The sequence below is a fragment of the Pseudomonas sp. AC016 genome (genome assembly GCF_979253365.1).
In genome coordinates this window covers 287,343-312,029 of sequence record NZ_CEEDCC010000001.1, presented here as the reverse complement: position 1 = coordinate 312,029, position 24,687 = coordinate 287,343, and the positions used below count along the sequence as shown (strand labels likewise).

Below are 24,687 nucleotides of genomic sequence, written 5' to 3'. Positions count from 1 at the left end.
AGGTGAAACAGAATCAGGTCTAGCGCCCGTTAGGGTTGAGAGTAGGCTCATGCCCGGTTTGGAGAAAACGCTCTTTACGCAGGTTTGCATGCGCAATACGCATGCAAGTGCTCTCTGTAACAATCAGCCTTGCGAACTGATCTCGTCGCTCAGCCATTTCTCGAAGGCACACGCCGCGCGGCGGGGCATTTTGCCGCTGGGCGTCAGCAGGTAATAGCCGCCCACCGCACCGACACTTGTGCTGCACGCAGGCACCAGCGCGCCGGAACGCACATGCCTGTCGATCATCGGCTGCCAGCCGAGCACAATGCCATGACCAGACATTGCCAGATCCACCAGCACCGGATACAGGTTGACCGTCATGCGCTTGCGGATCAGCGAGGCATCCACGCCCTGACGGCCGAACCAGTCATTCCAGGACAGCCACTGGCGCTGGCCGTCTTCCAGCATCAGCAGACAGTAGTCGAGCAATTGCGCAGGTTCGAGCAGTTGGCCGTTCAGATAGTCAGGCGAGCAATAGGCGTTGACCGACTCGGCAAACAGCAACCGGCTGTCCAGCCCGGCTGGCGAGCTTTCACGCAGGAAATACAACGCCAGATCAAACTCGGCACGGATCAGCGAATCCAGTCCGTCGACGACGCGCAGCCGGATATCGACGCCGGGAAACTCGTCGCGATAACGGCCCAGCAACGGACCGAGCCACAACGCCGCGACGCCACTGGAACAGGCCAGTGTCAGTTGTTGCTCGCCGCTGTGAGTTATGACTTGCGCCGTGGCTTCCGCGCACAGGGTCAGCACGCGATGGATCTGTTCGGCGTAGATCTGCCCGGCAACGGTCAGGTGAATGCGCTTGTGCTCGCGTCGAAACAGCGCTCGGCCCAAAAACTCTTCAAGCTGCGCCACTTGCCGACTGATCGCGCTTTGCGTCAGGTGCAGCTCGGTGGCTGCACGGGTAAAGCTGCCGTGGCGTACGGTGGCCTCGAAAGCAATCAGATTCTGCAAGGGTGGCAGCGGTTCGATGCGCATGAAGACTCCGGATCAAAGGCTGTCGGGAAACGGAATGGACAGCAGCCAGTCCCTGAACACGCACAGTGACGGCAGGTTCTGAAAACGCGTGGCGTAGGCCAGGTAATAGTTACGGCCGCTGTCCAGCGGTTCGAACAGCGTCACCAGTTCGCCGCTTGCGAGTTCATCCAGCACCAGAATGCGTGGCACCAGCGCGATACCGATGCCTGCCGCCACTGCCTGGATAAGGTGTGAGGTCAGTTCGAAACTCGGGCCGGGGCGCATGACGTGATGATCCAGCCGGTTACGCTCGAACCAATCCGACCAGGCGTTGGGACGCGACACCACGCTGAGCAGCGAGTATTGCGCCACCTGTGCCGGGGTGATGGATGCATACCCTTTCAGCGCGCCGGGACTGGCAATCAGGACCAGTTTTTCACTGACCAGCGGATGGGCGATGTAACCCGGCCAGTTGCCGGTGCCTGCGCAGATGATGGCGTTCATTTCGCTGGCGGCTGGTGTCAGGTCGGCGTGCACGATGCGCGAATGCACGTGCACCACATAGCCCGGATGCCTCGCGTAAAAGTCATTCATGCGCGGCAGCAGCCATTTCGAGCCAAAGGTGGGCAGCACGGCAAGATGCAGGGTGCCGCCTTCGGCCTTGTGAGCGATGGTCTGCAGCGTCGCGCTACGGATTCGACCGAGGGCTGCGGCCAGTTCGTGCTGGTACAGCGCCCCTGCGGTGGTCAGCTCGATACGTCGGCCATCGCGCTTGAACAGCTCGACCTCAAGCTGGGCTTCGAGCGCCTGCACCTGACGGCTCACCGCGCTCTGGGTCAGCGTCAGTTCATCGGCGGCCTTGGTAAAGCTGCCATGTCGGGCGGCCGCTTCGAAAGCGATCAGCAGCGACATCGAAGGTGTCAGTCTTCTGGGGTTCATTCATAAAGCTCATGGAAAAACGGCAGGTTTTACGTTTGCACTGCAGCGTCGCAGGCCGGAGAATCACGCCAACCGTTGATATTATCGTGCTTGCGAGCCATTCGAAGCATACGTGCTTTGCATATAAAAAGCCTAACCCGTCAGGAACACCGCCATGATTGCGCTGCTGAAGCCCACGTCCGAACAGGTCGGTCATTACGACCGTTTCCTCAACGCCCTGAGCGAGGGTGGTTTTCGCGGGGAAATCGCCCGGGACATGGGTTCACGCACCGTGCTGGCCACCGACAACTCCATCTACCAGCGTCTGCCACAGGCCGCGGTATTTCCGATGGACAGCCATGACGTGGCCATCGTAGCCCGGCTGGCTGCCCGCCCTGAATATAAAGAGGTCGTCCTGACCCCCCGGGGCGGCGGCACCGGCACCAATGGACAGTCGCTGACCGATGGCGTGGTGGTCGATCTGTCGCGGCACATGAACAACATTCTCGAAATCAACGTCGAGGAGCGCTGGGTGCGCGTCCAGACTGGCGTGGTCAAGGACCAGCTCAACGCCGCGCTCAAGCCTCATGGGCTGTTTTTCGCGCCGGAGCTGTCGACGTCCAACCGTGCCACGGTGGGCGGGATGATCAACACCGATGCCAGCGGGCAGGGCAGTTGCACCTACGGCAAGACTCGTGACCATGTGCTGGAACTGTCCACCGTGTTGCTGGGCGGCTCGTACGTGAACACCCAGGCCATGGATGCCGAGCAACTGATGCGCGAACAGGCGCGTGTTGATCGTGCAGGCGACGTCTATCGTTGCGCGCAGCAGATTGCCGACACTCAGGCGCAACTGATCAAGGACGTTTTCCCGCCCCTCAATCGCTGCCTGACCGGTTATGACCTGGCGCACCTGCGTGAGGAAGACGGGCGCTTCAACCTCAACAGCGTGCTGTGCGGTTCCGAAGGTTCACTGGGCTTTATCGTCGAAGCCAGGCTGAACGTGCTGCCAATCCCCAAACATTCGATTCTGGTCAACGTGCGGTACGCAGGCTTCATGGACGCGTTGCGCGACGCCAAGGCGTTGATGGCGCACAAGCCGCTGTCCATCGAAACGGTGGATTCCAAGGTCTTGATGCTGGCGATGCAGGACATCGTCTGGCACGGCGTTGCCGAGTATTTTCCTCAGGATCCGGCCACGCCGACGCTGGGTATCAACCTGATCGAGTTCAGCGGCGACGAATTGAATGAAGTCGAGCAGCGGGTGCATGCGTTTGTCGCGCACCTGCAGACGGATACCTCGGTGGTGCGCCTCGGCCATACGCTGGCGACCGGCAGTGCGGCGGTCAATCGCGTCTACACCATGCGTAAACGTTCTGTCGGTTTACTGGGCAACGTCAAAGGCGAGGCGCGGCCGCAGCCGTTCGTGGAAGACACGGCCGTGCCGCCGGAAAACCTGGCCGATTACATTCAAGAGTTTCGTGCGCTGCTGGACAGCTACGGTCTGCAGTACGGCATGTTCGGCCATGTGGACGCAGGCGTGTTGCACGTACGGCCGATTCTGGACATGAAAGACCCGGCGCAAGCGGCCTTGATTCGTCCGATTTCCGACGCCGTCGCGGCGCTGACCAAGCGTTACGGCGGTCTGCTCTGGGGCGAGCATGGCAAGGGCCTGCGCTCACAGTACGTGCCCGAGTATTTCGGCGAGTTGTATCCCGCACTTCAGGCATTGAAGGCCGCCTGTGACCCGTTCAATCAGCTCAACCCCGGCAAGATCGCCACGCCTGCTTCGGTGCCTGAGGCGCGCCTGACCCTGGTGGACGAGGTGAAACTGCGCGGTGATCTGGACCGTACCATCGACGAGCGTGTGTGGCAGAGCTATGACACGGCATTGCATTGCAACGGCAACGGCGCCTGTTACAACTACGATCCCGACGATGCAATGTGTCCGTCATGGAAAGCCACACGCGACCGTGTTCATTCACCGAAGGGGCGGGCGTCGCTGGTCCGGGAATGGCTGCGTCTGCAGGGCGAGCAGGATGTGAACGTGCTGACCGCCAGCGCCAGAGCGCGTACTGCCAATGTGGTGAAGAGCCTGGCCGAGCGCACCGTCAACAGTGTCGCCCGAGTGGCGGGGCAGAAAGATTTCTCGCATGAAGTCTATGACGCGATGTCGGGTTGCCTGGCGTGCAAGTCCTGCGCAGGTCAGTGCCCGGTCAAGGTCAACGTGCCCGAGTTTCGCTCGCGCTTTCTGGAGCTGTACCACAGCCGTTACCTGCGGCCGCTCAAGGATTACCTGATCGGTTCGCTGGAGTTCAGCATTCCGCATCTGGCGCGCTTTCCCAGACTGTACAACGGCGTGATGGGGGCAAAGCCGGTCCGTTATCTGCTTGAGCATGTGGCGGGCATGGTCGACAGCCCGTTGCTGAGTCTGATGGACTTCCGCGCAGCCTGCGCGCGCTGGAACGTCGGCATTGCAACGCCTGCGCGTCTGGCGGCGCTGACTGAGCAGGAGCGCCAGCGTACGGTGGTGCTGGTGCAGGACGCGTTTACCCGTTACTTCGAAACCCCGCTGGCGGCCGACTGGCTGGAGCTGATCTCGCGTATGGGTTACCAGGTTTACCTTGCGCCATTCGCCCCCAACGGCAAGCCCTTGCAGGTTCAGGGCTTCATGGCAGCGTTCGAAAAGGCAGCGAGTTTCAATAGTCAGTCATTGCGCAAGCTTCAGGATTCCGGCATTCCGTTGATCGGACTTGATCCGGCAATGACGCTGGTTTATCGCCAGGAATACAGCAAGACCCTGGGCAGCGAAAACGTGCCGACCGTGATGCTGCCGCAGGAATGGCTGGCTTCGGCACTGGTCGAGCAGGGTTCGGAAGCCGAAAGCGAAACGTATTACTTCCTGCCGCACTGCACCGAAAAAACCAACGAACCGGCCAGCGTCGGCCTCTGGCAGCAAGCTTTTGCCCGCAACGGCCTGACCCTGCAGGTATTGCCAAGCGGCTGCTGCGGCATGTCCGGCACCTACGGCCACGAAACCCGCAACGTCAAGACCAGTGAAATCATCTACAGCCAGTCCTGGCAGCCGCTGGTAGCGCGTCATGGCGGGGATGACCGATTGGTTGCCGATGGTTACTCGTGCAGAAGTCAGGTCAAGCGTCAGGATGGCAAGGTGATCAGGCATCCGTTGCAAGTGCTGCTGGAGCGGATGCGGGCGGGGTAACGCTGATCGCAGGCATGGGCATGATCGGCGTGCTTGAGATCACGCTGATCGTTCCACGCTCCAGCGTGGTAACGCCGCCCAGGACGCTCCGCGTCCGCTCTGGAATGTGGCGCAGATGCGTGGCCAAGCACCAGCGTTATCCACGTCATGCGCTCGGCTCACTGAATCCGCAGTCTGTGCATTTGTGACGCGGAGCGTCACGGGAGGCATGCCCACGCAGAGCGATGGGCACGATCAGTTTGGCGAAAGCCCTGCATCCACACTCAAACCAAGTACTTCCTGAACCACCCCAGCGTCCGGTCCCAGGCCAGTTTGGCGGCGGCCTCGTCATAGCGCGGGGTCGAGTCGTTGTGAAAACCGTGGTTGGCACCGGGGTAGATGTAGGTTTCGTAAGTCGTGCCGGCGGCTTTCAGGGCCTTTTCATAAGCAGGCCAGCCTTCGTTGATGCGCGTGTCCAACTCGCCATAGTGGATCATGATCGGTGCCTTGATCTTCACCACATCCTCCGAATTCGGCTGGCGTCCGTAAAACGAGACCGCCGCGCCCAACTCCGGATAGGCCACCGCCGCTGCGTTGGTGACGCCACCGCCATAACAGAATCCGGTGATACCGACCTTGCCCGTGGTTGCGTCATGCTTCATAAGCCACTCGATGGCGGCGAAGAAGTCGTTCATCAGTTTTTCAGGGTCGACCTTCTGCTGAAGCTCGCGGCCCTTGTCGTCATTGCCCGGATAACCGCCCACCGATGACAGTCCGTCCGGTGCCAGGGCGATGAAGCCTGCCTTGGCCACGCGCCGGGCAACGTCTTCGATATACGGGTTCAACCCACGGTTTTCATGCGCCACGACAATGGCGGCAACCTTGACGGTCGCCTTGGCGGGACGCACCAGATAGCCGCGCACCTGACCATGGCCTTTGGGCGACGGGTAATTCACGTATTCGGCGATGATGTCCGGGTCGGTGAATTCAACCTGCTCGGCCAACGCATAGTTGGGGCTCAGGGAAGCGAGCAGGGCGCTTGCGGTAAGGCCGCCCAGGGTGAACACTGCCGCGCGGTCGAGAAATTCGCGTCGGTTGATCTTGCCGTGGGCGTAGTAGTCGTAAAGTTCGAGCAGTTCAGGGGCAAAGTCTTTCGCTGTGAGACGTTCCATCCGTACCCTTCCTTATCAGTCATTCGAGGCCAGCCATGCGCTGGGGAAGCAGCGCTCCATTAAAGCAGTATTTGATCCGAATGAGGCATTTCACCCGCACAACCCGCATGCCAGAGCGCCCGGTCAAATTGTTCCGTCGTCGCTTGGGCACTTTCAAGGGGCAACGCCTTCAAACAAGAGCCTCACAGCCCGGTTGCAACGACAATTATTGTTGCTGGGACGCATCAAGCGCAGCCTGTTCATGCCGACAATACGACATGAATCACGCCTTGATACCCCACGGTCGTATTCAACCTGTACTTTCGAGATAACGTGATGATCCTCTCCGCCGATGACCGTTCCCAGCTCTTCAAGGAGACTGCTGTCCAGTTCTGGAAACACATCATTCCCATCGTATACGTCGCGCTCCTGATTCATTTTGTTCTGTTCGGGCTGTTCATCGCACTGGACGTGCCCATTCTCTGGGGCGCCAACTTCCTGAGCACACTGATCTACATCAATTGCCTGTACCTGATACGCGGTCGCCGCTACCGGCAGGCGGGTCAGTTGATGAGCCTTGAAATCATCGGCCACGCCATTCTGGCAACGTGGGTGCTGGGCTGGGACAGCAATTTCAGCTTTTACCTGTTCTGCGTCGTGCCGATCATCGCCTTTACCTTTCAACTGGCCACGTTCAGACGGTTGGTCTACAGCCTGTCGATCCTGATGGCGGCCGTCGGCTGCTTCGCGTTTCGGCGCTATATGGGGCTGTCGTCCGGGCTGAGCAGGGAGGTTCTGGATATTTTCGGCATCGCCAATGTGCTGATCGCAACCTCGCTGTCGATCTACGCCACGGCATTGTCGGTACGTTTTACCTCTTCGATGCAACTGAGCCTGTTTCATATCGCCAATCGGGACAGCCTCACCAACCTTTACACCCGCCGCCGAATCCTGCACCGCGTGCGACAGATGGAGTCGCAGCGCCAAGGGCTTTCTGCATCGCTGATATTGCTCGACATCGATCATTTCAAGCAGATCAACGACCTTCACGGCCACGAGTCCGGCGATCTCATCCTGCAACGGGTCGCAAGCATCATCAGCACCTGCGTACGTCAGAACGACATGGCCGCGCGTTGGGGTGGCGAAGAGTTTCTGGTGCTGATGCCGGACACTTCGCTGGCCGATACGCGCAAGGTGGCCGAACGTATCTGGGCGCGAATTCGTGAGGAAGCAGGGCACATCGATACCCGCAAACTGGACGTGACGGCGACGCTGGCGACGGCGGTCATTCATCCGGGCGAGGCCTTTCAGGTTGCGCTCAATCGTGCGGATGCGTTGCTGTATCAAGGAAAGGAACAGGGCCGAAATCGAGTGATGACGGCCGAACAGGCAGCCTGCGTTACAGCGCCTTCAGAAAAACCAGCCTGAGGTAGGCGCTGATGGCTTGCGCATCGCCGTAGGCCTGGTCGAGGTGTTTCTCCGCCATCGACAGATGGGCATGAAGCTGCTCTGCCACTTTCTGCTGGCCGTAAAGGGAAACGAATGTTGACTTGCCCTTGTCCTTGCCTTGGTCCTTGGCATTGTCGAATGCATCGTCCTGCAGATCATCGTAGAGCTGAAAGGCCTGCCCCAGCTCCGTGGCGAATCCCTGCAGCTCGAGTCGTACGCGCTCGTCGTCGCTGCTGATCAACCAGGCCATGTCCATGATGGCGCCAAACAGAACGCCGGTCTTGAGCCGATTGGTCAGGGCGATCTCTTCGGCACAGCGGCTGTGCTGACCTTCGCGCAGGTCCTGATACTGTCCGCGAACCAGCCCTTGCATACCGACTGTATCGGCGAGGATTTCAACGATCCGGGTACGGTTCGCAGGCGGCACATCCTTGATCGCAGCGACCACGCCGAACGCCCGGCTCAGCAATGCAATCGCCGCGAGAATCGCCACATCCTGACCGAATTTCAGGTGCACGGTAGGACGTCCTCGCCTTAACTGCGCGTTATCCATGCACGGCATGTCGTCCAGCACCAGGGACGCGGCGTGGATCATCTCCACGGCACAACCCAGATCCAGCGACGCGCCTTCAGACTGACGGTCAGACTGGCGGTCGGAATAACCCAGCCCCTCGGCAGCCAGCATCAGCAGCATCGGGCGCACGCGTTTGCCGGGTGCCAGCGTGCCTTCGCGCATGGCCAGCGCGACCAGGTCGCGCTCGTTACCTTCCTGCGGCAGCAATTCATCCAGACGCTTCTCGATGCGCTCACGCATGTCCGCCAGCTGCTTGATGAGTCCGCTATGGAGGGAGGCATCCATTTCCATTTTTGTCATTGCTTCTACTCTGGCTATGTAGGCTCGACAGTCCAACTGTCTCGTCTCAGGCTCATTTCCTGGCTTTCAATCAAACGGAACGACCTCCGCTCCTGAGTGCCTCAAGAATCTAGAGACCACACGCTCGGAAAAATGATCCAGCTAAATCGGAGCTGTCATGGACAACATCGACCTCAGTCGGCGCAAGGATGATCACCTCGATATCGTCCTCAAGCAAAGCTTCGCAGGCTCTGGCACGGGCCTTGAAGCGGTTCGCTTCGAACATTGCGCGTTGCCGGAACTGAACCTCGGCGACATTGATTTAAGCAGCAGTCTGCTGGGTATTCCCCTGCGCGCACCGCTGTTGATCAGCTCGATGACCGGCGGTGCCGAACGCTCGACAGCGATCAACCGGCATCTGGCCCAGGCCGCGCAACGGCTGGGGATTGCCATGGGCGTCGGGTCGCAGCGAGTTGGATTGCGCAGCCCAAACGATCAGGGCCTGACCCGTGAACTCAGACGTCTGGCCCCGGATATCCCGTTGCTGAGCAACATCGGCGCGGCGCAGTTGCTTGAAGCGGACGGCCTCGACCTGGCGCGCCGGGCAGTGGATGCGTTGCAGGCCGATGCATTGATCATCCACCTCAACCCCTTGCAGGAAGCCGTTCAGGCGGAGGGCGACAAGAACTGGCGCGGCGTACTGGATGCGATTGCGAGCACGGTCGAAAGTGTGGGCGTGCCGGTCATCGTCAAGGAGGTCGGCGCCGGATTGTCGGCCCCGGTCGCCCGCGCGCTGGTTGCCCACGGCGTACAGGTGCTGGATGTTGCGGGCAAGGGCGGCACGAGCTGGGCAGCGATCGAGGGCGAGCGCGCCACCCGGTCGGCGGATCGAGAGGTGGCGATGGCCTTTGCAGACTGGGGCATACCGACGGCCACGAGTCTGATCAAAGTCCGACAGGCACTGCCGCACACGACGCTGATTGCCTCCGGCGGCATTCGTAACGGCATAGACGCTGCCCGGGCAATCCGCCTCGGAGCGGATCTGGTCGGACAGGCTGCCGGTGTGCTTACCGAGGCGCTGGAATCGGATTCCGCCGTGATTGAACATTTTGAAACAATAATTCGCCAGTTGCGCATCGCCTGCTTCTGTACCGGCTCCAGAGATCTGGCTGCGCTGCGTGAGGCGCGACTGCTCGATCCACTCCCGTCGAGCGAGCGTGCTTCATGAGTCATTTCGGCGTCGTGGCACCCGCGTTCTACAGCCACTTTCAGGCGTTCCAGGCCCTGGCGCTGGAATTGATCGAGCGTGGTCATCGGGTCACTTTCTTTCATCAGGCCGATGCCCATCGCTGGCTGACCGATCCACGCATTGGCTTTTACACCCTGGGCGCCATCAGCCACCCGCCTGGCAGTCTGGCTGGATCGTTGCGCCGGGCCGCAGCTCCGCACGGCCCGCTGGGCTTGCGCCGCGTGATTCGCGACCTGAGTAGCACGACGGCCATGTTCTGCACCGAACTGCCTGCCGCGCTGGCGCACGAAGCCATCGACGCACTGCTGTGCGATCAGATGGAGGCGGGCGGCGGGCTGGTGGCGGAGGCGCTGGGTCTGCCATTCGTTTCAGTGGCCTGCGCACTGCCGATCAACCGTGAGCCCCGGTTGCCGCTGCCGGTGATGCCGTTTGCCTATGGCACGGATGCACGCAGCGGGCGTCTCTATGAGGCAAGCACAAGGGTGTACGACTGGATGATGCGGCCGCTGCGCAAGGTCCTGCACGAGGCATCCCATCGATTGGGCGTGACCCCGCGCAACGGCATGCACGAGTACCTGTCGCCGTTTGCGCAGATCAGCCAGACGCTGGACGGTTTCGATTTCCCGCGTGAAAACCGGCCTGCACATTTTCATACCGTCGGCCCGCTGCGATCGGCGCCCCATCAGGTACAGGGCGAGTGGTCCATCGACCCGAGCCGGCCCTTCATCTTCGCCAGTCTGGGCACCTTGCAGGGTGGTCGGCTGGGTATGTTCAAACAGATGGTGATTGCCTGTCAGCGTCTGAACGCCCAACTGCTGATCGCTCACTGTGGCGGCCTCGACGCGGCTCAGGAACAGACGCTCAGGCAGATGGGCGATGTCCGGGTGACGGCATTCGCGCCTCAGCAGTGGGTGCTGGAGCAGGCCGATGTGGTGATTACTCATGGCGGTCTGAACACGGTGATGGATGCGATTGCCGCCGGCACGCCAATGCTGGTCATGCCGATTGCCTTCGATCAGCCCGGTGTGGCTGCCAGGGTCTGTTATCACCGGCTTGGCAAGCAGCTGCATCGTCGCGCCCGAGCGGCGAAGATCCAGGCCCAGTTGCAACACCTGCTCGTGCACTCCGATAAACCGCTGCGAACGTTGGCGAATGAACTGGATTCGGCGGGCGGAACCTTCAAGGCCGCGAATATCGTCGAAGATGTGCTTCGCACACGCCAGCCGGTGTTCGCAGGAGGCGTTCATGCGTTATGACCTGATCCTGGCGGGCGGCGGACTGGCCAACGGGCTGATCGCTTGGCGTCTCAAGCAGCGTCGGCCAGAGCTGAACATCCTGTGTGTCGAGGAACAGCCGCTGTTGGGCGGCAACCACACTTGGTCCTTTCATGACGGCGACCTGAGCCCGGACCAGCATCAATGGATCCGCCCGTTGGTGGTCAAGACCTGGCCCGCTTACGACGTCTACTTCCCACAGCGCGCGCGGCGAATGGAGAGTGGCTACGCGAGTATCACCTCCGAGCGCTTCGCTCAGGTCATTGGGCCTGCGTTGGGCGATAGCCTGATGACAGGAACGCGTATCACTGAAGTCAGCCCGAACTCGGTACTGCTCGACAATGGCGAGCGCCTGGAGGCCCGCGCCGTGGTCGATGGGCGGGGCGTGCACCCCAGTGCGCATCTGGTGCTCGGACAGCAGGCATTTCTGGGCCAGTTGCTGCAATTGAAGCACCCCCACGGGCTGGACATGCCGATCATCATGGATGCCCGCGTGCCGCAGGAAAGCGGGTATCGCTTCGTTTACGTGCTGCCGTTTACCCGCGATACGCTGCTGATCGAGGACACCCATTACGTGGATCGGCAATCGTCGTCACTGGACGAACTGCGCCGGCACATTGCCGACTACGCGCGCCAGCACGGCTGGACGATTCAGGCGTGCCTTCGTGAAGAGCAGGGCGTGCTGCCCATTACGCTGGCCGGGGATTTCAATGCGTTCTGGAACGAACATCCGGGCCAGCCGCGTTCCGGCTTGCGTGCAGGGCTGTTCCACTGCACCACCGGTTACTCGCTGCCCTTGGCCGTGCGGCTGGCCGAGTGGATCACTCACCAACGTGACTTCGAAGCCGAGTCGCTGGCGCAGGGCATTCGCGCCTTTGCGCGTGCCCAATGGCAGCGCCAGCGCTTCTATCGGCTGCTCAACCGGATGCTATTTCTGGCCGGCCGACCTCAGGATCGCTGGCAAGTGATGCAGCGCTTTTACGGTTTGCCCGACAACCTGATTCGCCGCTTTTACGCCGGTGACACGCTCGCCCGCGACAAGGTCCGGGTACTGGTCGGCAAGCCTCCCGTGCCGGTCGCCGAAGCCATGCGCGCCGCCGTACGTTATCTGCCCAGACATTACGAGAGTTCTCTATGACCCCAGCAAAAAACGCCGTGGTGATTGGCGCCGGTTTCGGCGGCCTGGCACTGGCGATCCGGCTTCAGGCCGCAGGCGTGCAGACAACCCTGCTCGAAAAGCGCGACAAGCCGGGCGGAAGGGCCTACGTCTATACGGACGAGGGTTTTACTTTCGATGCAGGGCCTACGGTGATCACCGACCCCTCGGCTATCGAAGAGTTGTTCACGGCGGCCGGTAAATCGATCAAGGATTACGTGGACCTGTTGCCGGTCTCGCCGTTCTACCGTCTGTGCTGGGAAGACGGCACGCAGTTCGACTACGCCAATGATCAGGCTTCTCTGGATCGCCAGATCGGCGCGCTCAACCCCAGGGACGTTGCCGGCTATCAGCGGTTTCTGGCGTATTCGAAAGCGGTGTTCAACGAGGGCTATCTGAAGCTGGGCGCTGTGCCGTTTTTATCGTTTCGCGACATGATTCAGGCCGGTCCGCAGCTGGCGCGCCTTCAGGCCTGGCGCAGCGTCTACTCCAAAGTGTCCGAATTCATCGAAGACGAGAAACTGCGCCAGGCGTTCTCGTTCCACTCGTTGCTGGTGGGCGGTAATCCATTTGCCACATCCTCTATTTACACCCTGATTCATGCGCTGGAGCGCCAGTGGGGCGTCTGGTTTCCGAAGGGCGGAACCGGCGCACTGGTGCAGGGAATGGTCAAACTGTTCGAGGACATCGGCGGACGCATCGAACTCAATGCCGAAGTCGCCAGCATCGAAGTCAGCGGCGCGCGCGCCACGGGTGTGCGGTTGCGTGATGGACGTGTGTTGAACGCCGACTGCGTGGCCTCGAACGCCGACGTGGTGCACACTTATGCCAATCTGCTTGCCCAGCACCCGCGAGGCGTGAAGGAGGGGGCGCGGCTCAAGCGAAAGCGGTTCAGCAATTCGCTGTTCGTCATTCACTTCGGCCTCAAGCGACCACAGCCGCAATTGCAGCACCACACCGTATGCTTCGGGCCGCGTTACCGCGAACTGATCCAGGAAATCTTCAAAGGCGACGCGCTGGCCGAGGATTTCTCGCTCTACCTGCACGCACCCTGTATCACCGACCCGAGTCTGGCACCACCGGGCTGTTCCAGCCATTACGTGCTGTCACCGGTTCCGCACCTGGGCAATGCGCCCATCGATTGGGAAATCGAAGGACCGCGCTACCGGGACCGGATCTTTGAATACCTTGAAAAGTACTACATGCCCGGTCTGCGCGAAGACCTGGTGACCAGCCGGATCTTCACGCCCAACGACTTCCGCGACGAACTGAACGCGCACCTGGGGTCTGCCTTCTCACTTGAACCTGTCCTGCAGCAAAGTGCCTGGTTTAGGCCGCATAACCGTGACGCGAATCTGGCCAATGTGTATCTGGTCGGCGCCGGGACGCATCCGGGCGCAGGTGTTCCCGGTGTGATCGGCTCGGCCAAGGCCACCGCAGGCCTGATGCTGGAGGGCGTCCACGCATGACTGCACCGGATACACAGGATCAGCAACTGGTAGACCATGCTTTACAGAGCATTGCCGTGGGTTCGAAGAGCTTCGCGGCCGCCTCTAAACTGTTCGATCCGCTGACACGCCGCAGCGCCGTGATGTTGTACGCCTGGTGCCGTCACTGTGACGATGTGATCGATGGGCAGGAAGCGGGCCATGACGCAACGGTCGTCTCACCCGTAGAAGTACGCCAGCGTCTGGCCGGGCTCATCGCCAGGACGCATGACGTCTACGCAGGCATCGCCCCGCAGACCCCGGCCTTCGCCGCGTTCAAGGACGTGGTCTACCGCCACGGCATACGTCAGGACTACGCGCTGGATCACCTCGCAGGGTTTGCGATGGATGTGAATCAACGGGACTACCGCAGCATCGAAGACACGCTGGAATATTGCTACCACGTGGCCGGGGTCGTCGGGTTGATGATGGCGCAGGTCATGAACGTCAGTGACGAAGCTACTCTGGATCGGGCCTGCGATCTGGGCATGGCGTTCCAGTTGACCAACATTGCCCGCGATATCGTCGAAGATGCTGCCGTCGGACGCTGCTATCTGCCCGCCGACTGGCTGACCGAACTGGACATACCGCGTGACCGGCTGGCCGAGCCGGAGTATCGCCAGCGCATTGCCGTGCTCGCCCGGCGGCTGGTAGACATGGCTGAGCCATTCTATGAAAGCGCGCAGGCCGGACTGGCCGCGTTGCCGTGGCGCTCGGCCTGGGCAGTGGCCACCGCCAGAGGTGTCTACCGCGAGATAGGCGTGAAGGTGCGGGAGGCCGGAGCGCAGGCGTGGGACTCACGCCAGTCGACCTCGAAACTCGACAAGCTCAGACTGGTCGCCGCCGGCGCATGGCAGGCCACTATTTCGCGCGGGAAGCGCTATCCCCGACGTCCGCCCGACCTGTGGAAACGTCCTCGTCGTGCCTATTGAGCGGACCGCCGTGCAGCTCGCGCAGTTGCGCCTTCAGTTTTGCCACGGAAGGCGCGTACAGAAAGCCGAATGACACACAGCGCTCCTTGCCGGACACCGCATGATGCATCAGGTGCGCCTGATAGAGTCGCTTGGCATAGCCTGCGCGTGGCACAAGACTGAACGGCCAGCGCCGGTGAACCAGTCCGTCATGCGCAACGAAATACAACAGACCGTAGGCCGTCATCCCTGCGCCGATCCACTCCAGCGGATGATAACCCCCGGTGCCCAGCGCAATCAGCACGATGGCGACGCCCGCAAACACCACTGCATACAGATCATTCTTTTCGAACCAGCCGGTCCGGGGCTCATGGTGCGAGCGATGCCAGCCCCATCCCCAGCCATGCATGACGTACTTGTGCGCCAGGAACGCAAAGCCTTCCATGCCGATCAGCGTGGCCAGAAACACCAGCGAGTTGAAAATCATCCGTTTTGTCCTCCAGGGTTGCCTGGGTTGAGACTGTGGCAGAGTGGCGGCGTTCGGTCGGGCTCTCGGGCGGCAGTGCAGGCTCTGCAAATCGTACTCCGTACAGGCGCGTCCGCTCCACACTGCGTGTAGACTTTCGCAACTCGAACGGCAAGCGGCGCAACGCGCGCTCCGGCCATCATCGGTATCGATCAAGGGTTCTTATGGATTTGCGTCAACTTGAAGCCTTTGCGGCAGTGATGTCGGCGGGCAGTGTCACCGCCGCTGGCAAGATGCTCGGCCGCTCGCAGCCGTCGGTCACCCGGGTGATTCAGGAACTTGAGCAGGAGCTGGGTTTTGCACTGTTCGAGCGCAGCGGGCCGAAGGTCACGCCGACGCACAAGGCGTTCATGATGTATGGCGAAGTAGAAAGTGCGCTGCTGGGCATTCGCAACATTCGCCAGCGTGCGCAGCATATTGCCGAGGAAGAGAATCATCAGATCAAGCTGGTGGCGATTTCGGCCCTGGCCGCCGGGTTGCTGCCCGCTGCGCTGGCACGCCTGCCGGAGCACTTGAAGCCACGGCAGATCCAACTGCAGAGCATGTCGCCGGAAAATGTGGTGCAGGCGGTGCTGTCCAAGACCACGGACCTGGGGGCGGTGAGCCTGCCACTGGAGCATCGCGGGCTGGAGATTCACTGGATAGGCGAAGCACCTTGCGTCGCCGTATTGCCGGCCGATTCAGCGCTGGCCGCTCATGACGTGCTACCGATGGAAGTGCTGGCGCGTCAGACGCTGATCACCATGGCCAATCCCTATCGGTTCCGTCGGCGCATCGACAAGGCGTTTCAGGCAGCGGGCGGCGAGTTGCCGCACATGCTCGACACCAACACGTCACTGATCGCCATGCAGATGGCCAGGGCAGGGCTGGGAGTCGCACTGGTCGATCCGTTCACGGCCATGGGAGTGCCAATTCAGGGTGTGGTGGTGCGGCCGATTGCCTGCAATATCCCGTTTTTCTTCGGCCTGATTTCGGCGTTCGCCAGCCCGCACTCCGATGTGGCCCTTGCGCTGATCGATGAAATTGCTACCACCGCGAAGACGCTGTTGCCGGACATGGTCATGCATGAAGCCAGTGCTCACGACGCCCTGTTGCAGAGCATTTACGCCGAATAAGACCGTTCGGATATTCGTAAGGATCGTCACAACCTGACATTCAGGAATATCAATATGCCTTTTTGCGCGTTGCGGGAATAAAAAACGCCTTTTAGTATTCGTTTTTAGCATTCAAGGCCTTAATGAATTCATTTATTTCGTTATTGGAATGGATTTTGAAAGGTTGAATGAAAGCTCGGGTTGTCTGCCCGATCATTTGCCGAGTACCGATCAATGCCCCATGTAGATGCCCCCGCAGGTCTTGCGGCACTGGAAGCACGCTTGCGTCAGGACCTTGCCTGGCTGGACCTGCCTGCCAACCCGTGGGTCAAACCACGCCAGAGCGAGGGCAGGGCCGTGCTGGACGTTGCGATCATCGGCGGTGGCATGGCGGGGCTTGCGCTGGCTGCAGAGCTGCGCCATCTGGGTGTGGCCGCCGTGATCTTCGATCAATCGCCCGCAGGCTATGAAGGCCCTTGGGCGACCACGGCGCGCATGCAAACCCTGCGCTCGCCCAAACAGCTCACGGGGCCGGCGCTCGGGCTTCCAGCGCTGACATTCCGTGCCTGGTACGAAGCGCAGTTCGGCACCGAAGGCTGGGCGACGCTGGACAAGATTCCGCGCCTGCAATGGGCCGACTACCTGCGCTGGTACCGCAAGGTGTTGAGCCTGGACGTGCGCAACGAGCACCGTGTCAGCCGGGTCGCGCCCAGGGCGGACGGGTTGGTCGCGCTGGATATTGAAACACCGTCGCAGACTCTTTTCTTCGAGGCACGCCATGTGGTGCTGGCGACCGGCCGTGACGGACTGGGCGGCCCCTGGGTGCCTGAGTTCGCGAAGTCGCTGCCTCGTCATCTTTGGGCTCACTCCGCTGACGGCTTGCAGGACGACTGGTTCGAAGGCAAGCGCGTCGCTGTGATCGGTGGCGGCGCTTCGGCCATGGACAGCGCCGCGACTGCGCTGGAAGCGGGCGCGACAGGCGTCGATCTGCTGATTCGCCGTGCAGTACTGCCGCGTGTCAACAAGGGCAAGGGCGCAGGTAATCCGGGGATGGTCCACGGTTACTGGCGCCTGCCGGATGAGTGGAAGTGGCGCATCCGTCATTACCTCAACACTCAACAGGTTCCGCCGCCACGCGGCAGTACGCTGCGGGTCTCCGGCTCGGGCAAGGCACGGTGTCTACTTGGTTGTCCGCTGGTGGGTGTCGAACAGCATCCTGCGGGTGGCGTATGGCTGGACACGCCGTCGGCACGGATCAAGGCGGACTTTGTGGTGTTTGCGACAGGTTTTCGGACCGACTTTGCGCAGCGGCCTGAGTTCGCACCGTTCTCCGCGCACATTCGCGTCTGGCAGGACCGCTTCAAGGCGGCTGCCGATGAACAGGATGCGGAACTGGCTCAGTTGCCGGATCTGGGCAACTGCTTCGAGTTTCAGGAGAAAACGCCAGGTGCCTGCCCCGGAATCGAGCACATTCACTGTTTCAGCTACCCGGCAGCGTTGAGCTACGGTGCGGTGTCCGGTGACATCCCGGCGATCAGCGAAGGCTCCAAGCGACTGGCGCATGCATTGGTTGGGCAATTGTTCAATGAAGACGTGACGTTGCACTTTCAGGCCATGCGCGACTACGCCGATCCGGAATTGCTGGGTGACGAGTGGGTCGCCAGCCAGCCGAATGCCGACGAGTTACGCTCATGATCGGCTGGGCATTGCGTCGGCTGACACAGTCGCTGCTGGTGATTCTGCTGATGACCCTGGTGGTGTTCATCGGCCTGAACGCCATTGGCAATCCGATGGACATTCTGGTGGGCGAAGACCTCAATCAGGCCGAGCGCCTGCAGGCGATTGCGCATCTGGGTCTGGACAAGCCGCTGTGGCAGCAATACCTGATCTTTCTCAAGGGCGCACTCCACGGCAATCTAGGCCAGAGCTTCGTCTATCACGAAGACGCGATGCGCCTGATTCTGCAACGCCTGCCAGCAACCTTCGAACTGGCCTTCAGCGCGCTGTTTCTGGCGGTGGTGATCGGCGTGCCGCTGGGCATGTTTGCCGGGACCTGGCCGGATCATCCGGTTTCGAAGGTGCTGATGGCGGGCAGCATTGTCGGCTTCTCGCTGCCTGCGTTCTGGGTGGCCTTGATGATGATCATGCTGTTTTCGATCACGCTGGGCTGGCTGCCCGCCAGTGGGCGCGGCGAGACCCGCGAATGGCTGGGCGTGCAGTGGTCATGGCTGACGCTGGACGGCTTGCAGCACTTGCTGTTGCCCGCGCTGAATCTGGCGCTGTTCAAGATTTCGCTGGTGTTGCGCCTGACCCGCGCGGGTGTGCGTGAGGTGCTGCCACAGGAATTCGTCAAATTTGCCCGGGCCAAGGGCCTGTCGCCACTGCGGGTGATGTGCATGCACGTCATGCGCAACACCATGATCCCCGTGGTCACGGTACTGGCCATGGAGTTGGGTTCGACCATTGCCTACGCGGTGGTCACAGAAAGCATCTTTGCCTGGCCCGGCGCCGGCAAGCTGATTCTGGACAGCATCAACATGCTGGATCGCCCGGTGGTGGTCGCTTACCTGATGGTCGTCGTGGTGATTTTCGTGGTGCTCAACCTGATCGTCGACGGCTTGTATTACCTGCTCGATCCCCGCGTACGCGTCGAGGCTTCCCGATGAATGCCATCTCCAAAACAGCCACCGCCAGCGTCGGTCTGCAAGCGCAGTCGCCGTGGCGGCGCGTGGCGGTCGAGTTCACCCGCTCGCCGTCTGCCATGTTGGGTCTGGTGATTCTGATGATCATTATTCTGGTCGCCGCGCTCGCGCCCTGGATCGTGGTGCAGAACCCCTACGACCTGATGCAGTTGAACGTCATGGATGCCCGCATGGCGCCCGGCAGTCCGAACATGGACACCGGTTACACCTATTGGCTGGGCACTGACGGGCAAGGGCGGGATCTGGTTTCAGCGATCATTTACGGCCTGCGCATCAGTCTGTGGGTCGGGATCGGTTCGGCACTGATCGCCGCTGTGATCGGCACGTTGCTGGGGCTGGTCTCTGCGTATGCAGGCGGCTGGGTCGATGCGCTGTTGATGCGTCTGGTTGATCTGCTGCTGTCGTTTCCGGTGATCCTCATGGCGTTGATGATTCTCGCCTGGCTGGGCAAAGGCGTCGGTAACGTGATGCTTACCCTGGTATTGCTGGAATGGGCGTATTACGCCCGCACCGCAAGAGGCCAGGCCCTGACTGAAAGCCGTCGTGAATACGTCGATGCGGCGCGCGGGCAGGGCATTGGGCCATGGCGCATTGTCATTGGCCACATCCTGCCCAACTGTCTGCCGCCATTGATCGTGATCGGCGCGCTGCAGATTGCCCGCGCCATCACGCTGGAGGCGACCCTCTCGTTTCTCGGCCTGGGTGTGCCGGTCACCGAACCTTCGCTGGGGCTGCTGATTGCCAATGGCTTCCAGTACATGCTCAGCAATGAATACTGGATCAGTCTGTTTCCGGGGCTGGCGCTGTTGATCACCATCGTCGCGATCAATCTGGTGGGCGACCGGCTGCGTGATGTGCTGAACCCGAGGTTGCAGCGATGAGCCAGCTTGAAACAACGCCGATGGCTGAACAGCCGACCCTTGATGTGCGCGGGCTGTGCACCTCGTTCTATACCCGCGCAGGCGTGCTGCCGGCCGTGCGTGATGTGTCATTGAGCGTGCAACCGGGCCGGATTCTCGGGCTGGTCGGTGAATCGGGGTCGGGCAAATCGGTGACGGGGTTTTCCATTCTGGGACTGGTCGACGAGCCGGGCCGTATCAGCGCAGGTCAGGTGCTGTTCAAGGGGCGTGACCTGACGAAACTCACGGCCTCGCAACTGCGCGACGTGCAGGGCAATCGGGTCGCGATGATCTTTCAGGACCCGATGATGACCCTCAATCCTGTCCTGCGGGTCGACACGCAGATGGTCGAGGCCGTTCGCGCGCATCGGCCGGTCAGCAAGCGCGAAGCACGTGAGCACGCCAGCCGCACGTTGGCACTGATGGGCATTGCCAGCCCTGAAGAGCGCCTGCGCGCCTACCCGCATCAGTTGTCAGGCGGCATGCGTCAGCGTGTGGCGATTGCCATCGCGCTGTTGCACGCCCCGGACCTGATCATTGCCGATGAACCGACCACCGCGCTGGATGTGACCATTCAGGCGCAGATTCTCAGCGAAGTGCAGAAGCTGGTCCGGGAGCAGGGTACGTCGCTGATCTGGATCACCCACGACCTGTCCGTGGTGGCCGGGCTGGCCGATGACGTGGCGGTCATGTACGCCGGGCGCATCGTCGAACAGGGCTCGGTTGCCGATGTGCTGGACCGCCCGCAACACCCTTATACCCAAGGGCTGATCGACAGCCTGCCCAGTCGTAACCGGCGAGGGCAGCGCCTGCGGCAGATTCCCGGCATGGCACCGGATCTGTTGTCGATGCCGGAAGGCTGCGCGTTTGCCGCCCGTTGCCCAAGAGCCTCGTCGGTCTGTGCGCAGGAACCTGCACCACGCGAAATCGCGCCGGGCCAGACGGTGCGTTGTTTTCATCCGGGAGCTGCCGATGTCCAGTGAACAGATTCCCCTGATCGAGCTGCATCAGGTCATCAAGACGTTCGGCAAGCCGGTGGCTGAACGCTCCGTTCAAGGTGTTCTGCAGCGCCTGCACCTGACGCGACCCAGACCTGTCACCCATGCGGTGGATGGCGTGGACCTGCGCATCGCACGGGGCGAGGTGGTGGGACTGGTCGGGGAGTCCGGCTGCGGCAAGTCGACACTCGGGCGCATGGTCGCCGGACTGCTGCCGGTGTCTTCGGGCTCGGTGTCGGTGGACGGCAAGCCCGTCGACAACCTGACGGCCAGCGAACGCAAGGCGTTGCGCCTCAAGGTACAGATGATCTTTCAGGACCCGTCGTCGAGTCTCAATCCGCGTCTGCGGGTTGACCGTATCGTCGGCGAAGGTGCGCTGCTGCATGGCCTGACCGACAGCAAAGGCATGGACGACTACGTCAGTGCGCAACTGCAGCGTGCCGGGCTCAGTCCGCAACTGCGCCAGCGTTACCCGCACCAGTTCAGCGGTGGTCAGCGCCAGCGCATCGGTATTGCCAGAGCGCTGGCCGTGCAGCCCGAGCTGTTGGTGTGCGATGAGTCGGTCGCCGCGCTGGACGTGTCGATACAGGCGCAGATTCTCAACCTGTTCATGGACCTGCGCGATGAGCTGGGCCTGACCTACCTGTTCATCAGCCATGACCTTGGGGTGGTCGAGCACCTGTGTGACCGGGTCATCGTGATGTATCTGGGCCGGGTAGTCGAAACGGCATCGGTCGACGATCTGTTCGCCCGTGCCAATCATCCGTACACCCAGGCGCTATTGGCGCAGATCCCGCGTTTCGATATCCGCAGTACCCGTTATGACGCGATCAAAGGGGAAATCCCCAGCCCGCTGAACCCGCCTGCCGGGTGTCATTTCCATCCTCGCTGCCCGCACGCCATGGCGCGCTGCCGCGAAGAAGTTCCAGCGCTGAGGGAGGTTTCGCCGAACCACCGGAGCGCGTGTCACCTCAACGACAACCTCTGAACGAGCGCGCAGATGCTCGTGCTCCCTCTTGCCATTGATTGCGTACCAGGAATTCTCATGAAACCACTTGTTCGTTCCCTGTTAGCTTCAGCCCTTGTTCTGGCCGCAGGCAGTGCGGCGGCGCAGAGCCTGCGTATCGGCTATGCCGACCCGATCTCATCCCTCGATCCGCAACTGAACAACTACGCCGGAGACCGTTCGGTCGCCTTGCATGCGTTCGAGTCGCTGGTCAGCCGCCGCGACGACAAGACGCTGCCGGGCCTGGCGAAAAGCTGGAAAGTGGTCGATGACACCACGTGGGAGTTCGACCTGCGTGATGACGTCAAATGGCAGGACGGCCAGCCACTGACTGCGGATGACATGGTGTTCTCCTTCGAGCGCGCCCGCAACGTGCCGGGCAGCGTGGCGTCCTACGCCGGAGCCACGCGCACGGTTGCATCCGTGACCGCCAGGGATGACCACACGCTGATCATCAAGACCCGCCTGCCCAACGCCAACCTGCTGCCGGACGTCGATTCGATCTACATCGTCAGCCGTCACGCAGGCGCCAACGCCAGCAGTGCCGACTACAACTCCGGCAAGGCCATGATCGGCACCGGGCCTTATCGTTTCGCGTCCTTCGTGCCGGGCGACCGAACGGTTTTTGAGCGCAATGACGCTTACTGGGGCGCGAAGCCGACCTGGGACAAGGTCGATTACCGCTTCATCGCCAACGCTGCCAACCGGACCGCCGCATTGCTGGCAGGTGACGTTGATGTGATCGACAAGGTTTCTCCGACCGATGTGGCACGCTTGCGCCAGACACCGACGGTCAAGGTCTATGCCTATCAGGGCCTGCGGGCGTTGCTGATTCAGCCGAGCTTCCGCGCCGGCCCCAACGAATTCATTCGCGACAATGCGGGCAAGCCGCTGCCCGAAAACCCGCTGCTCGACGTCAGGGTGCGCAAGGCACTGTCGCTGGCCATCAACCGTCAGGCCATCAATGAACGCATCATGCAAGGCACCGTGACCGAGGCCAATCAGTGGATGCCAGCAAATACCTTCGGTTACAACCCGGACGTGAAGAACATCCCGTATGACGCGAAGCAGGCCAAGGACCTGCTGGCACAGGCCGGTTTTCCCGAAGGCTTTCAATTGACCGTGCATGTACCAGGCGACCGCTACCCACAGGCACCAGAAGTGATGCAGGCCGTCGCGCAGTTCTGGTCGCGCATTGGCGTCAAGGTCCAGCTGGAAGTACTGCCATGGGCGGTTTATGCCGGCAAGGCCAACAAGAACGAACTGGCGATCAGCGTCATCGCCTGGGGTAATGGAACGGGCGAGGCGGCGTACGCGCTGACCAATATCCTGACCACCGTCGACAGTGCCAAAGGGCAGGGCGCATCCAACTGGGGTCATTACAGCAACCCGTTGGTGGACAAGGCGCTCGCCGACTCGACCGCCGAATTCGATGAAGCCAAACGCCGCCAGATTCTTCAGGACTCGGTCAAGGTCGTCAGTGATGACGTGGGCATCATTCCATTGTTCCATTACCAGAACATCTGGGCAGCGCGCAAAGGCCTGAAAGTCGAGCCACTGGTCAGCGACCGCACAGCTGCGACCATGGTCACCGAACAACCCTGATCTCTCTGCCTTCGCATCAGCATTTGACGCGCGGTGCGAAGGCCACACTCACAGTGAGAATGCCCATGACGTTGACGACTGAAATTCACCCAAAGCCGGATCTGCTCGACAGTTTGCTGAACATTGCGCCGGGCAGCCCTTTGCACCAGATCCGCCACGCGCGTGAAAAAGTGGCTTCGGCAACCCAAGGCAGTCAGGACCTGTTTTTCGATCCGGCACTGGATAACGACCTGTCGCTGAGTGAGCGCCTGTGGGTGGCCTATTACGCCGCAAGGCTCGGCGAGCAGGCCACGCTGACCGCGCATTACCTGAAGCAATTGCAGGCTCTGGGAATAAAAGCTCCGGTACTGGCCGACGTCGATGCGGGTGCCGTTGATGTGCTGGACGATGCACGGCTCGCTGCGATTCTGCGTTTCACCCGCACGTTGATCGAGTCGCCGGTGCATGGTGATCAGGCCGCGCTGCTGGCATTGCAGCACGAAGGGTTGAGCACCGCCGAAATCGTGGTGCTCGCACAGCTGATTGCGTTCATGTCCTATCAAGTGCGTCTGGCCGCCGGGCTGGCTGCACTGCACTCTGCCGGAGCAGCCCAATGAGCGAGCTTATCGAAAGCAATGGCTTCACCAATCAGGTGCTTGGCTGGAAAGCCTGGCTGCCCACCGTCGATCTGAACAGCGCTACGTCTGAACAGCTCGCCGTGCTCGAAGAAAGCCATCCGCAGGCCAAAACCTCGGATTACTACCTGACCCTGGCGCATCACCCGGCAATTCTTCGTCAGCGTTCTCAGGCATTCAACGCCATCATGTACGCGCCAGGCGGTCTGTCCCGCGCCGAGCGCGAATTGGCCAGCACCGTGGTCTCTCGCGTCAACCGCTGTGTGTACTGCGCCTCGGTGCATGCGCAACGCTTCGAACAACTGGCCAAACGTAACGACGTCATCGCTCAGGTGTTCGCTGACCCGGCCACTGCGGGCACCACTGATCGTGAGCGCGCTATCGTGCAGTTCGCCATCGACCTGACGCTTGAACCCGTTTCGCTCAATGCCGGAAGTATCAGCGCGCTGCGCGAGCAGGGGCTGGACGACGCGCAGGTGCTGGACCTGATTCATGCGATCTCGATTTTCGCATGGGCCAATCGGTTGATGCTGAATCTGGGGGAGCCGGTTTTTCCCGAGGCCTGATAACCTCGGGATCAGCATCCGG

The 24,687-nt window shown here is 61.3% G+C and carries 21 protein-coding genes; 16 read left to right on the top strand and 5 right to left on the bottom strand.

Going from position 1 to position 24,687, the window contains the following annotated elements; genetic code table 11:
• Positions 1-123: 123 nt before the first annotated feature.
• Together AC0IXS_RS01200 and AC0IXS_RS01195 are read right to left on the bottom strand one after the other, a co-directional pair.
• Positions 124-1,026, bottom strand: a complete 903-nt coding sequence (locus AC0IXS_RS01200) for a LysR substrate-binding domain-containing protein (protein ID WP_471823505.1) — start codon at positions 1,024-1,026, stop codon at positions 124-126.
• Between the two features lie 12 nt (positions 1,027-1,038).
• Positions 1,039-1,944, bottom strand: a complete 906-nt coding sequence (locus AC0IXS_RS01195; RefSeq protein WP_057411079.1) for a LysR substrate-binding domain-containing protein — start codon at positions 1,942-1,944, stop codon at positions 1,039-1,041.
• A 154-nt stretch (positions 1,945-2,098) separates the two neighbouring features.
• Between AC0IXS_RS01195 and ydiJ the strand changes: the two genes are divergently transcribed.
• A complete protein-coding gene (gene ydiJ, locus AC0IXS_RS01190; RefSeq protein ID WP_122739530.1) occupies positions 2,099-5,146 on the top strand; it encodes a D-2-hydroxyglutarate dehydrogenase YdiJ in 3,048 nt (1,015 codons plus the stop codon).
• 263 nt (positions 5,147-5,409) lie between these two features.
• Here the strand turns inward: ydiJ and yghX are convergent, their stop codons facing one another.
• Positions 5,410-6,297 (bottom strand): YghX family hydrolase, encoded by an 888-nt coding sequence (gene yghX / locus AC0IXS_RS01185; protein ID WP_471823502.1) that lies wholly within the window; start codon positions 6,295-6,297, stop codon positions 5,410-5,412.
• A 315-nt stretch (positions 6,298-6,612) separates the two neighbouring features.
• On the opposite strand from yghX, the gene AC0IXS_RS01180 reads away from it, so the two are divergent.
• On the top strand, positions 6,613-7,704 hold the full coding sequence (locus AC0IXS_RS01180) for a GGDEF domain-containing protein (protein WP_057408451.1): 1,092 nt from the start codon (positions 6,613-6,615) through the stop codon (positions 7,702-7,704).
• On the opposite strand, the gene AC0IXS_RS01175 is transcribed toward AC0IXS_RS01180, so the two are convergent.
• Positions 7,676-8,584, bottom strand: coding sequence for a polyprenyl synthetase family protein (locus AC0IXS_RS01175; RefSeq protein ID WP_341539507.1), 909 nt, complete (start codon positions 8,582-8,584; stop codon positions 7,676-7,678). The genes AC0IXS_RS01180 and AC0IXS_RS01175 overlap by 29 nt on opposite strands.
• A 172-nt stretch (positions 8,585-8,756) precedes the next feature.
• Here AC0IXS_RS01175 and fni point away from each other — a divergent pair, with 172 nt between their 5' ends.
• Genes fni through AC0IXS_RS01150 form a run of 5 tightly spaced genes read left to right on the top strand, consistent with a single transcriptional unit; the run spans position 8,757 to position 14,676 of the window.
• Positions 8,757-9,806, top strand: a complete 1,050-nt coding sequence (gene fni / locus AC0IXS_RS01170; protein WP_057408452.1) for a type 2 isopentenyl-diphosphate Delta-isomerase — start codon at positions 8,757-8,759, stop codon at positions 9,804-9,806.
• Positions 9,803-11,083, top strand: a complete 1,281-nt coding sequence (locus tag AC0IXS_RS01165) for a glycosyltransferase (protein WP_057408453.1) — start codon at positions 9,803-9,805, stop codon at positions 11,081-11,083. The genes fni and AC0IXS_RS01165 overlap by 4 nt, the downstream gene beginning before the upstream one ends.
• Positions 11,073-12,239 carry a lycopene beta-cyclase CrtY gene (crtY, locus tag AC0IXS_RS01160; RefSeq protein WP_122668041.1) on the top strand — a complete coding sequence of 389 codons (1,167 nt, stop codon included), beginning with the start codon at positions 11,073-11,075 and terminating at the stop codon, positions 12,237-12,239. Before AC0IXS_RS01165 ends, crtY begins: the two co-directional genes overlap by 11 nt.
• Positions 12,236-13,726 carry a phytoene desaturase gene (locus AC0IXS_RS01155; RefSeq protein ID WP_057408455.1) on the top strand — a complete coding sequence of 497 codons (1,491 nt, stop codon included), beginning with the start codon at positions 12,236-12,238 and terminating at the stop codon, positions 13,724-13,726. Before crtY ends, AC0IXS_RS01155 begins: the two co-directional genes overlap by 4 nt.
• Entirely contained in the window at positions 13,723-14,676 is a 954-nt protein-coding gene (locus tag AC0IXS_RS01150) for a phytoene/squalene synthase family protein (RefSeq protein ID WP_122668040.1), read from the top strand. The genes AC0IXS_RS01155 and AC0IXS_RS01150 overlap by 4 nt, the downstream gene beginning before the upstream one ends.
• Here the strand turns inward: AC0IXS_RS01150 and AC0IXS_RS01145 are convergent.
• Positions 14,606-15,142, bottom strand: coding sequence for a sterol desaturase family protein (locus AC0IXS_RS01145; RefSeq protein ID WP_029242710.1), 537 nt, complete (start codon positions 15,140-15,142; stop codon positions 14,606-14,608). The two genes, AC0IXS_RS01150 and AC0IXS_RS01145, sit on opposite strands and share 71 nt — an antisense overlap.
• Before the next feature lie 203 nt (positions 15,143-15,345).
• On the opposite strand from AC0IXS_RS01145, the gene AC0IXS_RS01140 reads away from it, so the two are divergent.
• From AC0IXS_RS01140 to AC0IXS_RS01100, 9 genes are all read left to right on the top strand, one after another.
• A complete protein-coding gene (locus AC0IXS_RS01140) occupies positions 15,346-16,296 on the top strand; it encodes a LysR family transcriptional regulator (protein WP_137202061.1) in 951 nt (316 codons plus the stop codon).
• A gap of 213 nt (positions 16,297-16,509) precedes the next feature.
• Positions 16,510-17,970: an NAD(P)-binding domain-containing protein gene (locus tag AC0IXS_RS01135; RefSeq protein WP_471823498.1), complete on the top strand. Its 1,461-nt coding sequence runs from the start codon at positions 16,510-16,512 to the stop codon at positions 17,968-17,970.
• Positions 17,967-18,941 (top strand): ABC transporter permease, encoded by a 975-nt coding sequence (locus AC0IXS_RS01130; RefSeq protein WP_122586034.1) that lies wholly within the window; start codon positions 17,967-17,969, stop codon positions 18,939-18,941. Before AC0IXS_RS01135 ends, AC0IXS_RS01130 begins: the two co-directional genes overlap by 4 nt.
• Positions 18,938-19,858, top strand: a complete 921-nt coding sequence (locus AC0IXS_RS01125) for an ABC transporter permease (RefSeq protein WP_025995841.1) — start codon at positions 18,938-18,940, stop codon at positions 19,856-19,858. Before AC0IXS_RS01130 ends, AC0IXS_RS01125 begins: the two co-directional genes overlap by 4 nt.
• Positions 19,855-20,859: an ABC transporter ATP-binding protein gene (locus AC0IXS_RS01120; protein WP_029242706.1), complete on the top strand. Its 1,005-nt coding sequence runs from the start codon at positions 19,855-19,857 to the stop codon at positions 20,857-20,859. Before AC0IXS_RS01125 ends, AC0IXS_RS01120 begins: the two co-directional genes overlap by 4 nt.
• Positions 20,849-21,862 (top strand): ABC transporter ATP-binding protein, encoded by a 1,014-nt coding sequence (locus AC0IXS_RS01115; protein ID WP_137202064.1) that lies wholly within the window; start codon positions 20,849-20,851, stop codon positions 21,860-21,862. The genes AC0IXS_RS01120 and AC0IXS_RS01115 overlap by 11 nt, the downstream gene beginning before the upstream one ends.
• Before the next feature lie 57 nt (positions 21,863-21,919).
• A complete protein-coding gene (locus AC0IXS_RS01110) occupies positions 21,920-23,485 on the top strand; it encodes an ABC transporter substrate-binding protein (RefSeq protein WP_057408462.1) in 1,566 nt (521 codons plus the stop codon).
• Positions 23,486-23,556: 71 nt separating this feature from the next.
• Positions 23,557-24,081, top strand: a complete 525-nt coding sequence (locus AC0IXS_RS01105; RefSeq protein ID WP_057408470.1) for a CMD domain-containing protein — start codon at positions 23,557-23,559, stop codon at positions 24,079-24,081.
• Positions 24,078-24,665: a peroxidase-related enzyme gene (locus AC0IXS_RS01100; RefSeq protein WP_122668036.1), complete on the top strand. Its 588-nt coding sequence runs from the start codon at positions 24,078-24,080 to the stop codon at positions 24,663-24,665. The genes AC0IXS_RS01105 and AC0IXS_RS01100 overlap by 4 nt, the downstream gene beginning before the upstream one ends.
• Positions 24,666-24,687: the final 22 nt, after the last annotated feature.

Coding starts and splice junctions, on each gene's coding strand:
- crtY (WP_122668041.1), top strand. CDS start 11,073: ATGCGTTATGACCTGATCCTGGCGGGCGGCGGACTGGCCAACGGGCTG.
- AC0IXS_RS01195 (WP_057411079.1), bottom strand. CDS start 1,944: ATGAACCCCAGAAGACTGACACCTTCGATGTCGCTGCTGATCGCTTTC.
- AC0IXS_RS01165 (WP_057408453.1), top strand. CDS start 9,803: ATGAGTCATTTCGGCGTCGTGGCACCCGCGTTCTACAGCCACTTTCAG.
- AC0IXS_RS01135 (WP_471823498.1), top strand. CDS start 16,510: ATGCCCCATGTAGATGCCCCCGCAGGTCTTGCGGCACTGGAAGCACGC.
- AC0IXS_RS01110 (WP_057408462.1), top strand. CDS start 21,920: ATGAAACCACTTGTTCGTTCCCTGTTAGCTTCAGCCCTTGTTCTGGCC.
- AC0IXS_RS01145 (WP_029242710.1), bottom strand. CDS start 15,142: ATGATTTTCAACTCGCTGGTGTTTCTGGCCACGCTGATCGGCATGGAA.
- AC0IXS_RS01180 (WP_057408451.1), top strand. CDS start 6,613: ATGATCCTCTCCGCCGATGACCGTTCCCAGCTCTTCAAGGAGACTGCT.
- fni (WP_057408452.1), top strand. CDS start 8,757: ATGGACAACATCGACCTCAGTCGGCGCAAGGATGATCACCTCGATATC.
- AC0IXS_RS01125 (WP_025995841.1), top strand. CDS start 18,938: ATGAATGCCATCTCCAAAACAGCCACCGCCAGCGTCGGTCTGCAAGCG.
- yghX (WP_471823502.1), bottom strand. CDS start 6,297: ATGGAACGTCTCACAGCGAAAGACTTTGCCCCTGAACTGCTCGAACTT.
- AC0IXS_RS01130 (WP_122586034.1), top strand. CDS start 17,967: ATGATCGGCTGGGCATTGCGTCGGCTGACACAGTCGCTGCTGGTGATT.
- ydiJ (WP_122739530.1), top strand. CDS start 2,099: ATGATTGCGCTGCTGAAGCCCACGTCCGAACAGGTCGGTCATTACGAC.
- AC0IXS_RS01115 (WP_137202064.1), top strand. CDS start 20,849: ATGTCCAGTGAACAGATTCCCCTGATCGAGCTGCATCAGGTCATCAAG.
- AC0IXS_RS01100 (WP_122668036.1), top strand. CDS start 24,078: ATGAGCGAGCTTATCGAAAGCAATGGCTTCACCAATCAGGTGCTTGGC.
- AC0IXS_RS01175 (WP_341539507.1), bottom strand. CDS start 8,584: ATGGATGCCTCCCTCCATAGCGGACTCATCAAGCAGCTGGCGGACATG.
- AC0IXS_RS01150 (WP_122668040.1), top strand. CDS start 13,723: ATGACTGCACCGGATACACAGGATCAGCAACTGGTAGACCATGCTTTA.
- AC0IXS_RS01155 (WP_057408455.1), top strand. CDS start 12,236: ATGACCCCAGCAAAAAACGCCGTGGTGATTGGCGCCGGTTTCGGCGGC.
- AC0IXS_RS01120 (WP_029242706.1), top strand. CDS start 19,855: ATGAGCCAGCTTGAAACAACGCCGATGGCTGAACAGCCGACCCTTGAT.
- AC0IXS_RS01140 (WP_137202061.1), top strand. CDS start 15,346: ATGGATTTGCGTCAACTTGAAGCCTTTGCGGCAGTGATGTCGGCGGGC.
- AC0IXS_RS01200 (WP_471823505.1), bottom strand. CDS start 1,026: ATGCGCATCGAACCGCTGCCACCCTTGCAGAATCTGATTGCTTTCGAG.